The sequence below is a fragment of the Pseudomonas sp. FBCC-B1667 genome (assembly GCF_059133255.1).
This window is the reverse complement of record NZ_CP101437.1, coordinates 3,942,840-3,955,732: the sequence shown is the minus strand read 5'-3', so window position 1 is coordinate 3,955,732 and position 12,893 is coordinate 3,942,840. Positions and strand designations below refer to the sequence as shown.

Sequence of the window (12,893 nt, the reverse complement as noted above, 5' to 3'; positions counted from 1 at the left end):
TTATTTCGTCTGAGTGCATCCTGCATAAATGGAATATTGCAGGCTCTGTGCCATGTCCAGGATTTGCCGGTTTATCGGGCGTTTGTGCTGATAAGAGACGTTCGGGATGTTTGGTGGCGCACACAGTGTTGGGTTGCTGTCGCCGGGGCAACACTGTCCGTTTGAGGTCATGAGCTTATGCATAAAAAGAATTTACAAATCGCTTTGTAAGAGCGTTAGGGTCTATATAAATAGTGCCGCGGAGCTTACCGATGAACCTGTCCCGATTCGTGCGCGGTCTGCTGACCAGCGCCCTGTTTGCCACCCCGATGACTTATGCCGCCGACCCTGTGGTCCTGCACGTCGGCGATCAGAATTACTACAACGTGCGCGCCTCGGTGGAGGCCTCTGGGGTGTTGGAGGGTGCGTCCTATACCGCCGACTGGAAACACTTCCAGGCCGCTGCACCGCTGGCCGAAGCGCTGAACACCGGCGCACTGGACGTAGGCTTTCTCGGGGATTCCGGCTTCCTGTTCCTGGCCGCCAAGCAGGCACCGGTGAAACTGATCGGTGTGTCGCGGCAGAACCTCGACACCATTGCCTTGCTCGTGCCCAAGGATTCACCCGTCCACAGCATCGCCGACCTCAAAGGCAAGAAAGTCGCTTACTGGCCCGGCGCCTGGAGCCAGCAATTGACCCTGCGCGCATTGGAGAAAGCCGAGTTGCCTGAAGACTACGTCGACTTCATCAAGCTGATGCCGATTGATGCCGCTGCGGCATTGCCTCAGGGCAGCATCGACGCCTTCCCGGTGTGGGAACCGTACATTTCCCAACAGATTCTGTTCTCCGGCGCACGTCCGATTCTCACCGCTAAAAACCTGATGCCCGGCCTCAGCGCCATCGCCGCATCGACGCCGGCCATCGATACCAAGCGCGAAGCCATCGCCGACTTTCTGGGGCGCCTGAAGAAAGCCCGGGCCTGGGTCGACAGCCACACCGACGCATACGCCGACCTGTGGGCGAAGAAGGCCAACCTCGATCAGGACGTGTCGCGTCACTGGTTGCGGCAGGCCCACATGACCGTCGGCCCGGTGGATACGCAAGCGGCGGCGGATCTGCAGAGCACCGCGGACTTCCTGTTCAAGGTCAAGGCGCTGCCATCGGCACTGGCAACCGCACCGATCATCGACCACTCCTTCCAACAGGCCCTGGCGCCATAAACGAGGAGGGTGGGCGGAGGAACCAAACACTGTGTACGCTGATCCAAGCTCGGCCCGCGCAACAGGCGGGCGGTTGAAGGATGAGCGGGCGAAGGATTTTTGCCATTTGATGAGTTGACCGATACGGTCTGGCCCAAGGCAAAACATGAAACAGCTGTTCAAGGTTCTCTCTGCACTCCTCATTGCCGTCGGGCTGGCAGGCTGCATTTCGGCACCCATCGAACTGACCCCACAGACTGAACAGCGTCTACGGGCCCAGGCGCCGATTCGTTTTCTGCTGACTTTCGACGATGGTCCCAGCGCGTCGAGTTTCTGGAACCCCACCGCGACGGTGCTCGACAGCCTGAAGGACAACGCTCTGCAGCCCGACATCAAAGCGGTATTTTTCGTGCAGACCGGCGCGCCACGGGCCGGCGACAGTGATATTGGGCGCGCGCTCATGCACCGCGAACAGGCAGAAGGGCAGGTACTGGGATTTCATACCGCCACCCACTGGCACACCAATCACCGCTCGCTTAGCCCTGAAGAACTGGAGCAGGCGCTGAGCAAAGGCAGTGCAGACATCGCGGCCATCACCGGTGCGCCACCGACCCTGGTTCGACCGCCATTCTGGAACTACGACAAACGCGTATTTGCCGCCTATCAGCAGCACGGCATGCATGTGCTGCTGACCGACTTGAGTGCCAATGACGGCAAGATCTGGGGCTTCAATGCCAGCCCCCGGCGCCGGTCGCATATGCTGCGTTCAATGTCTGAAGTGCGTGAGCGCATCGCGATGGGCGAGTTGCCGACTGTGGACGGGGTGATTCCGGTGGTGGTGACCTTCCACGACCTCAATCGCTACACCGCCCGGCACGCCCGCGAGTACCTGCAAATCCTGATCGACAGCGCCAAAGCCTCCGGTGTGCCATTGGCAGATAAACCGTTTTACGACAATCACGATGCGGTGCTGCGCGCGGCGATGGCGCGCACCGTCAAGGACAGTTCGCAGCCCGTCGAACTGCCGGGGTTCTGGAACTGGTTCTGGGACAAGAATTCCCATTGAAACATTCGCAATGTGAGAGGCAGGTATCACTTTGAGTCAGCATTGATTGGGGCAGAATGCAAAAAGGCCATCTATCCTGAACAGGAAGATTTCGACCAGCCGCCACGGGGGCGACATCGATGGTTCCCCTATCAGTTATTTGCAACATTGTGGAGTCTGGCTTCGAGAAGCCACTGTCCTGCGAATGCGCAGTGCGCCCTGACGGACTGTTGCGCATTAAGGTGTCCGAGCCAGCCACCGGGCGCATCCACCTGTTGGTCAATGGCGTCTCTCCCGCCGAGTTGACCACGATTCGCGCGATCTCCGACCTGGTGGGCGAACTGCGCACCGAGATGAGTGCCGGTCGTCGAGCGTTTGCAGGCTGACGCTCAGGCCCGGGGTTGCAGCTCTTCGATCATCTTCAAACAATGATTCAACCCCGGTGACACATCACCCACCCTCCGACTGAGAATGATCGGCGAGGTGGCGTTGTCTTCCAGCAACGGGGTAAAGCCAATGTCGTCGCGGTGCAGCAATTGCACCGAGGCCGGCACCAGTGTGACGCCGATCCCGGCGCCCACCAGACCGATGGCCGTTTGCAATTCGTTGGTCCATTGCGCCACGTGAATGCTCACGCCATAGGACTCGAACAGTGCAATCACATGGTCTGCATAGCTTGGGCGCGGATTGCCGGGGTACAGCACAAACGGTTCTTTGGCCAATTCACGCAGGCTGATAGGTCCGGCCAGCAGTGGGTGCCCGGCGGGCAGGGCGGCGACCAGCCGGTCTTCGGTGAGCACCGTTTGAATGATCGCCGGGTCGTCGATGCGTATTCGCCCGAAGCCAATATCGATCCGCCCGGCCTTGAGCGCCTGCACATGTTGCAGCGTGGTCATTTCCGACAGCCCCAATTCAAGCTCCAGAGGCTCGCCGCTGCGCAGACGGCGGATCAGTTCCGGTAGTACGCCGTACAGGGTCGAAGGCGCGAAGCCGATGCCCAGCCACGTCTTTTCCCCCAGGCCTATCCGCCGGGTGTTGTCGCAGACCTTGTTCAATTGTTCGAGCAGGGCGGTGGAGTGTTCATGGAAAAACCGCCCGGCCTCCGTCAGTTTCAGCGGTCGGCCACGCTCCAGCAGCAATACGCCCAGTTCGTCTTCCAATTGCTGGATCTGCCGGCTCAAGGGCGGTTGGGCGATGTGCAACAGCTCGGCGGCGCGGGTGAAATTGAGGGTTTGAGCCAGCACCTGAAAATACCGCAGGTGACGCAGTTCCATAGGACCTCCGAACGTCAGTCGTTTGCATACCTTAAAGGTATCAAGTCAGACCAATTCTATATTGGCATCGCGAAAAAAGCCGTACGAGAATCGGTTCCAGAACTTTAAGAACCTGATGGGTATCGACATGCGTGCAACAGCCATTGAATCGATCGAGACGATCATCGTCGATCTGCCGACCATCCGCCCGCACAAACTCGCGATGCACACCATGCAGAATCAGACCCTGGTGATCATCCGTGTGCGCTGCGCCGATGGCATTGAAGGGATCGGGGAATCCACCACCATCGGTGGCCTGGCCTATGGCAACGAAAGCCCTGACAGCATCAAGACCAACATCGACACCCACTTCACGCCGCTGCTGATCGGCCAGGACAGCGGCAATGTGAACGCCGCCATGTTGCGCCTGGAGCGCAGCATTCGCGGCAATACCTTTGCCAAATCCGGGATCGAAACTGCGTTGCTCGACGCGCAGGGCAAACGCCTCGGCCTGCCGGTCAGCGAGTTGCTCGGCGGGCGTGTGCGTGACGCTTTGCCGGTGGCCTGGACCCTGGCCAGCGGCGACACCGACACAGACATCGCCGAAGCGGAAAAAATGCTCGACCTGCGTCGCCATCGAATTTTCAAACTGAAAATCGGTGCCGGTGAAGTCAACCGCGACCTGGCCCACGTCATTGCAATCAAAAAGGCCCTGGGCGACCGCGCCAGTGTACGAGTCGACGTCAATCAAGCCTGGGATGAAGCCGTCGCTTTGCGCGCTTGCCGAATCCTCGGCACCAACGGTATCGACCTGATCGAACAGCCGATCTCGCGCAACAACCGCGCCGGCATGGCGCGCCTGAATGCGATGAGCCCGGCGCCGATCATGGCCGACGAGTCCATCGAATGCGTGGAAGACGCCTTCAATCTGGCGCGCGAAGGTGCTGCGTCGGTGTTTGCCTTGAAGATCGCCAAGAACGGCGGCCCACGCGCCGTGCTGCGTACTGCCGCGATTGCTGAAGCTGCCGGCATCGGCCTGTACGGCGGCACCATGCTCGAAGGCGGGCTCGGCACGCTGGCCTCGGCCCATGCCTTTATCACCTTGAACAAACTGGCCTGGGATACCGAATTGTTCGGCCCCTTGCTGCTCACCGAAGACATTCTCGACGAGCCGCTGGTGTATCGCGATTTCGAACTGCATGTCCCGCAAACACCCGGCCTGGGCCTGAGCATCGATGAAGAACGCCTGGCGTTCTTCCGTCGCGATAAATCATTCACTTCCGTTCATCAAGCCTGAGGAGAGAGCATGCTATTCCACGTCAAAATGACCGTGAATCTACCGGTCGACATGACCCCCGAAGCCGCCGCCAAGCTGAAAGCTGACGAGAAAGCCCTGGCCCAGCGCCTGCAAGAGCAGGGCAAGTGGCGCCATCTGTGGCGCATCGCCGGGCACTATGCCAACTACAGCGTTTTCGATGTCGACAGCGTCCAGGAACTGCACGATCTGCTCCTGCAACTGCCGCTGTTTCCCTACATGGTGATCGAGATCGACGCGATGTGCCGGCATCCGTCTTCCCTCCGCGAGGATGACCGCTGAGCCCGGCCCGTTCAGTTCGCTACGCTAATAATGACAAGATGAGGATCCACCATGAACGTCAAGATTTCCCACACTGCCAGCGCACAGAAGTTTCTCGAAGACGCCAGCGGCCTGCTCAACGATGCCGGCAACCCGCGCGTCAAAACCCTGATCTACCGCATTCTGCGTGATTCGGTGAACATCATCGAAGACCTGGCCGTGACCCCGGAAGAATTCTGGAAAGCCGTCAACTACCTCAACGTGCTGGGCGCGCGTCAGGAAGCTGGATTGCTGGTGGCCGGGTTAGGTCTGGAGCATTACCTCGACCTGCTGATGGACGCGGAAGACGAGCAGGCCGGCAAATCCGGCGGCACGCCACGGACCATCGAAGGCCCGCTGTACGTAGCCGGCGCGCCGTTGTCCGAAGGCGAAGCGCGACTCGATGACGGTCTCGATCCGGGGGTGACGCTGTTCATGCAAGGGCGCGTGTTCAACACCGCCGGCGAACCGCTGGCCGGCGCCGTGGTCGACGTCTGGCACGCCAACACGGGCGGCACTTACTCGTACTTCGATACCACGCAATCGGAGTTCAACCTGCGCCGCCGCATCGTCACCGATGCCGAAGGCCGCTACCGTTTCCGCAGCATCGTGCCGTCGGGTTATGGCTGCCCGCCGGACGGTCCGACCCAGCAATTGCTCGATCAACTGGGCCGTCACGGCCAGCGTCCGGCGCACGTGCATTTCTTTATCTCGGCACCGGATCATCGTCACCTGACCACCCAGATCAACCTCGATGGCGATCAGTACCTGCACGACGATTTCGCCTACGCCACCCGCGACGAGTTGATCGCCCACATCCGCTTCAGTGACGATCAACAACGCGCTGCGGCGTATGGTGTGAGCGGGCGGTTTGCTGAAATCGAATTTGATTTCACGCTACAGTCGACCGCCCAACCCGAAGAGCAACAACGCCACGAGCGGGTTCGCGCGCTGGAAGATTGATAGCGCCGTACTCCAACCCTGTGGGAGCCGAGCTTGCTCGCGATAGCGGTTTAACATTCAGCATCTATGTTGATTGGCACTCTGTCATCGCGAGCAAGCTCGGCTCCCACAGGGATTTTCAGTCAATGTTCTAGAATGAAGCTGACACCGCCAATAACAACAACGAGAGTGACCCGATGATGCACGCGCAACTGTTGAGTCAGCGCAGCAGAGTATTCGACCATGCCGACCCTTTTGCGGTATCGGGTTACGTCAATCAGCATGTCGGCAACCATTGCATCCTCATGCCCAATGTCGGCCGGCCGCTGGCCAGCCTCGATCACCGCAAATTCGCCAGCCTGGACCTGTGCCGTATCAGCTACGGCGCGAGTGTGCGGGTGACGTCCGGTGCACTCGACAGCATCTATCACTTGCAAGTGCTGCTGCGCGGCAACTGTCTATCGCGCGGTCGAGGGCAGGAACATTACTTTGCACCCGGTGAACTGCTGCTGATCAACCCTGATGAACCGGTCGACCTGACCTATTCCGACGATTGCGAAAAATTCATTCTCAAGGTTCCGGCGAGGTTGTTTGAGTCGGTGTGCGATGAGCAGCGCTGGCAGTACCCGGGTCAGGGCGTGCGGTTCCTGGAGAACCGCTACCAGCTCGATGAGCTGGAGGGTTTTGTCAGCTTGCTCGCGATGATTTGCCAGGAAGCCGAGGCCACCGAGCAGATCCCGCGTGTGCAGGAGCACTACGCGCAGATCATCGTCAGCAAAATGCTCAGCCTGATGAAAACCAACGTGATCCGTGGAAGCCTGGGTTCGCCCGCTTTCGAGGTGATTGCCGACTACATCGCACGCAACCTCAAGCACGACATCGACAGCGATGAACTGGCGCGCCAGGCGCGGATGAGCCTGCGTTCGCTGTACGGGTTGTTCGAGCGCAACGCGGGAACGTCGCCACAAAACTACATCCGGCAGAAGAAGCTGGAGCGCATCAACCTGTGTCTCAGCGACCCGACATGCAACGTGCGCAACGTCACGGAAGTGGCCATGGATTATGGCTTCCTGCACCTGGGACGGTTCTCCGACAACTACCGTAAACAGTTCGGCGAACTGCCCTCCGACACCCTCAAACGCCGCCATTGACCTCGCAAACGCCGCCTCGTTGTTGATCGTTCCCGCGCTCCCGCGTGGGAACGCCTCAACGGACGCTCCTCGTTCGCTTTGGGACGCTGAGCGTTCCGGGCTGCATTCCCACGCAGAGCGTGGCAACGATCAACAGGTTGCGCGACAACTGCAGAAAACGGATACACGTCTGCACCCAGCGGATAGTTCGCCCGATCCACCCGTCCTAGCATGGCCCTGCCTGAATAAAAACAATGGAGGCGGCGACCATGTCCCTGCGACCCGAATACCTTCAAGCCCTGCTTGAAGATGACAAGGAAACCGGCATCTACCGCTGCAAGCGCGAGATGTTCACCGACCCACGGTTGTTCGATTTGGAGATGCAACACATCTTCGAAGGCAACTGGCTGTACCTGGCCCACGAGAGCCAAGTTCCCGAAATCAATGATTACCTCACCCTGACCATGGGGCGCCAGCCGGTGTTCATTGCGCGCAACAAGGACGGGGATTTGAATGCTTTCCTCAACGCGTGCAGTCATCGAGGGGCTATGCTGTGCCGTCACAAGCGTGGTAACCGCTCCAGCTACACGTGCCCATTCCACGGTTGGACTTTCAACAATTCCGGCAAGCTGCTCAAGGTCAAAGATCCAAGTAACGCCGGCTACCCCGATAGCTTCAATTGCGACGGATCTCACGATCTGACGAAGATCGCCCGCTTCGAGTCGTACCGTGGTTTTCTGTTTGGTAGCCTCAAGTCGGATGTCAAACCTCTGGTTGAGCATTTGGGCGAGTCCGCAAAAATCATCGATATGATCGTTGACCAGTCACCTGACGGTTTGGAAGTACTGCGCGGCGCTAGCTCTTACATCTACGAAGGCAACTGGAAGCTAACCGCCGAGAACGGCGCAGACGGCTACCACGTCAGCTCCGTGCACTGGAATTACGCCGCTACCCAGAATCAGCGCAAACAGCGTGAGTCGGGTGATGAGATTAAAACCATGAGCGCTGGCGCCTGGGCAAAACAGGGTGGCGGCTTCTACTCCTTCGATCACGGTCATTTGCTGCTGTGGACCCGTTGGGCCAACCCTGAAGACCGTCCCGCCTACGAGCGTCGCGATCAGCTTGCCGAAGATTTCGGTCAGGCTCGCGCCGACTGGATGATCGAGAACTCTCGCAATCTGTGTCTGTATCCCAATGTGTACCTCATGGATCAGTTCAGCTCGCAGATCCGTATTGCCCGGCCAATCTCGGTCAATAAGACCGAGATCACTATCTACTGCATTGCGCCGAAGGGTGAGAGCGCTGACGCTCGAGCCAAGCGTATTCGCCAGTACGAGGATTTTTTCAACGTCAGTGGCATGGCTACCCCGGACGATCTTGAGGAGTTCCGTTCCTGTCAGACAGGTTATGGCGCGGGCTTAGGCTGGAATGACATGTCACGTGGCGCAACCCATTGGGTAGAAGGCCCGGATGAGGCTGCTCGCGAGATAGAGCTGAATGCGCTTCTGTCGGGTGTACGCACCGAGGATGAAGGCCTGTTCGTGCTGCAGCACAAGTACTGGCAGGAAACCATGCTGAAGGCACTTGAAGAGGAACAACAACTGATCCCCGTGGAGGCCGTGCAATGAGCCTTTATGAAACAGTGCGGGATTTCCTCTACCGCGAAGCGCGCTATCTGGACGATATGCAGTGGGATGAGTGGTTGGAGCTGTACGCAGCCGATGCGAGCTTTTGGATGCCTTGCTGGCATGATGATGATCGCCTTACTGAAAACCCGCAGAGCGAAATCTCGTTGATCTGGTACGGCAATCGTGGCGGATTGGAAGACCGGGTTTTTCGTATCAAGACCGAACGCTCCAGCGCCACCATTCCGGATACCCGCACCTCACACAACATCAGCAATATCGAAATCGTCGAGCAAACCGAAGGCTTCTGCCAAGTGCGCTTCAACTGGCACACCCTGAGCTTTCGTTACAAGACAACCGACAGTTACTTCGGTACCAGTTTTTACACCCTTGATGTGCGTGGCGAGCAGCCGCTCATTACGGCAAAAAAGGTAGTGCTTAAGAACGATTACGTACGCCAGGTTATCGACGTCTATCACATCTGACTGTGTCTCGAACCGTCCAGTGCGTCAATCGCGTACTGCGTCTGGTTCGCCTATGAGGTGCAACATGAGCTTCCACATCGCATTGAATTTCGAAGACGGAGTGACCCGCTTCATCGAGGCTGACGGCCATGAAACTGTCACGGACGCTGCCTACCGCCAGGGCATTAATATCCCATTGGACTGCCGCGATGGCGCCTGCGGTACCTGTAAATGTAAAGCGGAGTCGGGTCGCTACGACCTGGGTGACAATTTCATTGAAGACGCTTTAAGCGAAGATGAGATTGCCGAAGGTTTTGTCCTGACGTGCCAAATGCGTGTCGAAAGCGACTGCGTAGTGCGCATCCCGACGTCCTCGCACCTGTGTAAAACCGGCCAGGCCACTTTCGAAGGCGCTATCAGTGACGTGCAGCAACTCTCTCCGAGCACCATCGCTTTGTCGATCAAAGGAGAAGCGTTGAATCACCTGGCATTCCTGCCTGGCCAGTATGTAAACCTCAACATTCCCGGGAGCGAACAGAGTCGCGCCTATTCCTTTAGTTCATTGCAAAGGGACGGGGAGATAAGTTTCCTTATCCGTAATGTACCGGGCGGAATGATGAGTCACTTCCTTACAAACGTGGCGAAGGTTGGCGACAGCATGAGTCTGGCGGGCCCTTTGGGTAGCTTTTACTTACGGCCAATACAGCGCCCGCTTTTACTACTCGCCGGCGGTACGGGCTTGGCACCGTTTACCGCAATGCTGGAGAGAATCGCTGAGCACGGGAGTGAGCATCCGTTGCACCTTATTTACGGCGTCACCAACGACATCGACTTGGTTGAGCTCGATCGCCTAAAGGTCTTGGCTGAGCTCATTCCCGAGTTCACCTACAGTGCGTGCGTGGCCAACCCCGACAGTCAATACCTTCAAAAGGGGTACGTGACGCAGCACGTAGAACCTCGCCATCTCCATGACGGTAATGTGGATGTGTATCTGTGCGGGCCTCCACCGATGGTCGAAGCCGTGAGCAATTACATTCGTGACCAAGGCATCACACCTGCCAACTTTTACTACGAGAAATTTGCTGCAGCGGCGTGATTTTCACTGGGCTTTCCGCCTCGTAGTAGCGTTGGTGGCCTCTCTGAATTCGAGCGCGTACGGCGTATTCGACGCTGGTTTTTCCCACGCTAACGTCGGCAGCTAGAGAAGGAATAGACATGAATAACAGATTTCAAAGCAAGGTTGCGTTGGTCACTGGCGCTGCGCAAGGCATTGGTCATGAAGTGTGTTTGCAGCTTTATGCCGAAGGCGCGCAAGTGGTGGCGGTGGATCGTTCCGAGCTTGTCCATGAGCTTGCTGGATTAGGTATTCTGACCCTCACGGCTGATCTTGAGCGCAGTGTTGACTGTGCACGCGTCATGGCAGCTGCGGTCGAAAGCTTCGGTCGCCTGGACGTTCTTATCAACAATGTTGGTGGAACAATCTGGGCCAAGCCCTTCGAGGAATATGAGGTGGATCAGATCGAGGCAGAGGTACGTCGCTCACTCTTCCCAACGTTGTGGTGTTGTCACGCCGCATTGCCCTACATGCTTAAAAACGGCTCAGGTTCAATCGTAAACGTCTCATCCATCGCTACTCGCGGGGTCAATCGTGTCCCCTATGGCGCAGCCAAAGGCGGAGTCAATGCGCTCACCGCTTGTCTTGCCTTCGAGACAGCCGGGCGCGGCATTCGAGTCAACGCCACCGCGCCCGGCGGTACTGAGGCGCCTCCAAGACGTATCCCACGTAACAGTGGCGAGCAGAGTGAGCAAGAGAAGGTCTGGTATCAGCAGATAGTCGACCAAACCCTCGATAGCAGCTTGATGAAGCGCTATGGCAGCATCAAAGAGCAAGTTGGCGCAATTCTCTTCTTGGCCTCTGATGAAGCCTCCTACATAACAGGCGTTACTCTGCCTGTGGGAGGGGGAGATCTCGGCTAAGCCCCACATGCACACGCTTTCGTTACGATGATTTTGATCAGGTTGTCTTGCCAGGTTCAAGCAGAGGCGACGGGCATAAACGATTACATCATGTTCGATTGGTGGAGGGCGATGTTAGGGCGGCTGCACGTTCCAGTCAGGGCATCGGGACGCTGGAAGAAATCCAGTTCGCGATCATTGAGCGCAATGGCAAGATTTCGATCATGGCTCGAGAACATTCTGTTTCTTTGCTGAAGTACGTGGTGTGACGAGATTTTCTTGGAACACTCGAAGCCGTCCGAGGCCTAAGCATTAACAGTCTCAGGAGGGCCAAATCATGTCTGAAGCTACCAGCTATTTTGCTATTGCTGTCGCGGTGATCATTCTGCTTGTCGATCTCTGGGCCATTGTCAGCGTGTTTCGAAGTGACAAAACGGTGGGGATAAAAGCTGCTTGGGCTATAGGTCTAATCGTCTTTCCGGTGCTTGGGCTGATTGTCTGGGGTGTGGCCGGGCCACGCGGGATAAAGGAAGGGCCAACGTCTCCTGAGCACAGTAAGGGGTAAACCGCGTCCGTTTGTCGACAGCCCTCAAGGTTTTTGAAATTTACCAAAGTGCATTCGCTTCAGATGAATGTGGGTTGGCATTCGATTTCTCGTTGAATGAATCGCAACCTTTATTTCGCTGAGGAGAACGTCATGTTTTTACATAACAAACGACTTCAATACACCGTGCGAGTCGCCCAGCCCAATCCTGGGTTGGCAAACCTTTTACTGGAGCAGTTCGGAGGCGCCCAAGGCGAGCTGGCGGCAGCCTCTCGCTACTTCACCCAAGCGTTGGCCGAAGATGATCCTGGCAGAAAGGATTTGTTGATGGACATCGCCACCGAGGAGCTCAGTCATCTCGAGATCGTTGGCTCGATCATCGTCATGTTGAACAAGGGCGCCAAAGGACAAATGGCAGAAGGCATTGAAGAGGAGGGCGAGCTTTATCGAGCCATAAACGGCGCTGGCAACGACTCGCATATCACCAGCCTGCTGTATGGCGCCGGGGCCCCTTTGACCAACTCCGCTGGAGTGCCCTGGTCGGCAGCTTACGTTGACACCATTGGAGAACCCACCGCAGACATGCGCTCCAATATTGCTGCCGAGGCTCGTGCAAAAATCGTCTACGAACGCCTGATGAATGTCACGGACGATCCGGGTGTGAAGGAAGCACTTGGGTTTTTGATGACACGAGAGATCGCTCACCAACTTTCTTTCGAGAAAGCACTGCACTCCATTCAACCTAACTTTCCACAGGGCAAACTGCCAGGTATGCCCGAATTCACCAACGTCTATTTCAACATGTCTCAGGGAGAGGAAAGCACTCGAGGGCCATGGAACGAGGGGGATGACTGGGATTTTGTGGAAAACCCCACACCCGCTGTTGATGGGGGTGACGGCACAGCAAGCGTGCAGTTGAGCGCACAGGATGAAGCGCTATTGATGGATATGAAAGCCAGAACGATGTCTGACCCTGACAGCAATCCGATAACCGGCGCCGACTTGGGCGCGGGGGTTCAAGGCGAATCACAACCTTGATCAAGTCACCGCACGCTGCGCAGCGTGCGGTTGTTTTCCAGTTAGTTGGGAGACCCACACCATGGCTAGCAAAAGACCAACACATCGCGATTCGATTCTTGCG

The 12,893-nt window shown here is 57.4% G+C and carries 14 protein-coding genes and 1 pseudogene; 14 read left to right on the top strand and 1 reads right to left on the bottom strand.

The window, feature by feature from the left end; translation table 11 throughout:
• Positions 1–308: 308 nt before the first annotated feature.
• The 3 genes from NL116_RS18220 (at position 309) to NL116_RS18210 (ending at position 2,609) form a co-directional block, all read left to right on the top strand.
• The gene (locus tag NL116_RS18220; RefSeq protein WP_494378092.1) at positions 309–1,199 is read left to right on the top strand and encodes an ABC transporter substrate-binding protein; all 891 of its coding nucleotides are present in this window, start codon (positions 309–311) and stop codon (positions 1,197–1,199) included.
• Between the two features lie 145 nt (positions 1,200–1,344).
• Positions 1,345–2,244, top strand: a complete 900-nt coding sequence (locus NL116_RS18215; protein ID WP_494373395.1) for a polysaccharide deacetylase family protein — start codon at positions 1,345–1,347, stop codon at positions 2,242–2,244.
• Positions 2,245–2,363: 119 nt separating this feature from the next.
• A complete protein-coding gene (locus NL116_RS18210; RefSeq protein WP_494373394.1) occupies positions 2,364–2,609 on the top strand; it encodes a DUF1652 domain-containing protein in 246 nt (81 codons plus the stop codon).
• A 3-nt stretch (positions 2,610–2,612) separates the two neighbouring features.
• Here the strand turns inward: NL116_RS18210 and NL116_RS18205 are convergent, their stop codons facing one another.
• Positions 2,613–3,497 carry a LysR family transcriptional regulator gene (locus tag NL116_RS18205; protein ID WP_494373393.1) on the bottom strand — a complete coding sequence of 295 codons (885 nt, stop codon included), beginning with the start codon at positions 3,495–3,497 and terminating at the stop codon, positions 2,613–2,615.
• A 127-nt stretch (positions 3,498–3,624) separates the two neighbouring features.
• Between NL116_RS18205 and NL116_RS18200 the strand changes: the two genes are divergently transcribed.
• The 11 genes and pseudogenes from NL116_RS18200 to NL116_RS18150 all read left to right on the top strand — a co-directional run bounded on the left by NL116_RS18200 (position 3,625) and on the right by NL116_RS18150 (position 12,790).
• Positions 3,625–4,773: a muconate cycloisomerase family protein gene (locus NL116_RS18200; RefSeq protein WP_494373392.1), complete on the top strand. Its 1,149-nt coding sequence runs from the start codon at positions 3,625–3,627 to the stop codon at positions 4,771–4,773.
• Positions 4,774–4,782: 9 nt separating this feature from the next.
• Positions 4,783–5,073 (top strand): muconolactone Delta-isomerase, encoded by a 291-nt coding sequence (catC, locus tag NL116_RS18195; protein ID WP_494373391.1) that lies wholly within the window; start codon positions 4,783–4,785, stop codon positions 5,071–5,073.
• Between the two features lie 51 nt (positions 5,074–5,124).
• A complete protein-coding gene (gene catA, locus NL116_RS18190) occupies positions 5,125–6,054 on the top strand; it encodes a catechol 1,2-dioxygenase (protein ID WP_494373390.1) in 930 nt (309 codons plus the stop codon).
• Between the two features lie 176 nt (positions 6,055–6,230).
• A complete protein-coding gene (locus tag NL116_RS18185) occupies positions 6,231–7,184 on the top strand; it encodes an AraC family transcriptional regulator (protein WP_494373389.1) in 954 nt (317 codons plus the stop codon).
• A gap of 248 nt (positions 7,185–7,432) precedes the next feature.
• Positions 7,433–8,791 carry a benzoate 1,2-dioxygenase large subunit gene (gene benA / locus NL116_RS18180; protein ID WP_494373388.1) on the top strand — a complete coding sequence of 453 codons (1,359 nt, stop codon included), beginning with the start codon at positions 7,433–7,435 and terminating at the stop codon, positions 8,789–8,791.
• Entirely contained in the window at positions 8,788–9,273 is a 486-nt protein-coding gene (gene benB, locus NL116_RS18175) for a benzoate 1,2-dioxygenase small subunit (protein ID WP_494373387.1), read from the top strand. Before benA ends, benB begins: the two co-directional genes overlap by 4 nt.
• A gap of 64 nt (positions 9,274–9,337) precedes the next feature.
• The gene (gene benC, locus NL116_RS18170; RefSeq protein ID WP_494373386.1) at positions 9,338–10,348 is read left to right on the top strand and encodes a benzoate 1,2-dioxygenase electron transfer component BenC; all 1,011 of its coding nucleotides are present in this window, start codon (positions 9,338–9,340) and stop codon (positions 10,346–10,348) included.
• 119 nt (positions 10,349–10,467) lie between these two features.
• The gene (locus tag NL116_RS18165) at positions 10,468–11,229 is read left to right on the top strand and encodes a 1,6-dihydroxycyclohexa-2,4-diene-1-carboxylate dehydrogenase (RefSeq protein ID WP_494373385.1); all 762 of its coding nucleotides are present in this window, start codon (positions 10,468–10,470) and stop codon (positions 11,227–11,229) included.
• Between the two features lie 74 nt (positions 11,230–11,303).
• Positions 11,304–11,477 (top strand): annotated as a pseudogene (locus NL116_RS18160) (YetF domain-containing protein); the annotation flags it as partial.
• Between the two features lie 68 nt (positions 11,478–11,545).
• The gene (locus NL116_RS18155) at positions 11,546–11,773 is read left to right on the top strand and encodes a PLD nuclease N-terminal domain-containing protein (RefSeq protein ID WP_494373384.1); all 228 of its coding nucleotides are present in this window, start codon (positions 11,546–11,548) and stop codon (positions 11,771–11,773) included.
• 132 nt (positions 11,774–11,905) lie between these two features.
• Positions 11,906–12,790 (top strand): manganese catalase family protein, encoded by an 885-nt coding sequence (locus NL116_RS18150; RefSeq protein ID WP_494373383.1) that lies wholly within the window; start codon positions 11,906–11,908, stop codon positions 12,788–12,790.
• Positions 12,791–12,893: the final 103 nt, after the last annotated feature.

Excerpts from the sequence above, each read along its gene's own strand:
- NL116_RS18220 (WP_494378092.1), top strand. The coding sequence starts at position 309 with ATGACTTATGCCGCCGACCCTGTGGTCCTGCACGTCGGCGATCAGAAT.
- NL116_RS18215 (WP_494373395.1), top strand. The coding sequence starts at position 1,345 with ATGAAACAGCTGTTCAAGGTTCTCTCTGCACTCCTCATTGCCGTCGGG.
- NL116_RS18210 (WP_494373394.1), top strand. The coding sequence starts at position 2,364 with ATGGTTCCCCTATCAGTTATTTGCAACATTGTGGAGTCTGGCTTCGAG.
- NL116_RS18205 (WP_494373393.1), bottom strand. The coding sequence starts at position 3,497 with ATGGAACTGCGTCACCTGCGGTATTTTCAGGTGCTGGCTCAAACCCTC.
- NL116_RS18200 (WP_494373392.1), top strand. The coding sequence starts at position 3,625 with ATGCGTGCAACAGCCATTGAATCGATCGAGACGATCATCGTCGATCTG.
- catC (WP_494373391.1), top strand. The coding sequence starts at position 4,783 with ATGCTATTCCACGTCAAAATGACCGTGAATCTACCGGTCGACATGACC.
- catA (WP_494373390.1), top strand. The coding sequence starts at position 5,125 with ATGAACGTCAAGATTTCCCACACTGCCAGCGCACAGAAGTTTCTCGAA.
- NL116_RS18185 (WP_494373389.1), top strand. The coding sequence starts at position 6,231 with ATGATGCACGCGCAACTGTTGAGTCAGCGCAGCAGAGTATTCGACCAT.
- benA (WP_494373388.1), top strand. The coding sequence starts at position 7,433 with ATGTCCCTGCGACCCGAATACCTTCAAGCCCTGCTTGAAGATGACAAG.
- benB (WP_494373387.1), top strand. The coding sequence starts at position 8,788 with ATGAGCCTTTATGAAACAGTGCGGGATTTCCTCTACCGCGAAGCGCGC.
- benC (WP_494373386.1), top strand. The coding sequence starts at position 9,338 with ATGAGCTTCCACATCGCATTGAATTTCGAAGACGGAGTGACCCGCTTC.
- NL116_RS18165 (WP_494373385.1), top strand. The coding sequence starts at position 10,468 with ATGAATAACAGATTTCAAAGCAAGGTTGCGTTGGTCACTGGCGCTGCG.
- NL116_RS18155 (WP_494373384.1), top strand. The coding sequence starts at position 11,546 with ATGTCTGAAGCTACCAGCTATTTTGCTATTGCTGTCGCGGTGATCATT.
- NL116_RS18150 (WP_494373383.1), top strand. The coding sequence starts at position 11,906 with ATGTTTTTACATAACAAACGACTTCAATACACCGTGCGAGTCGCCCAG.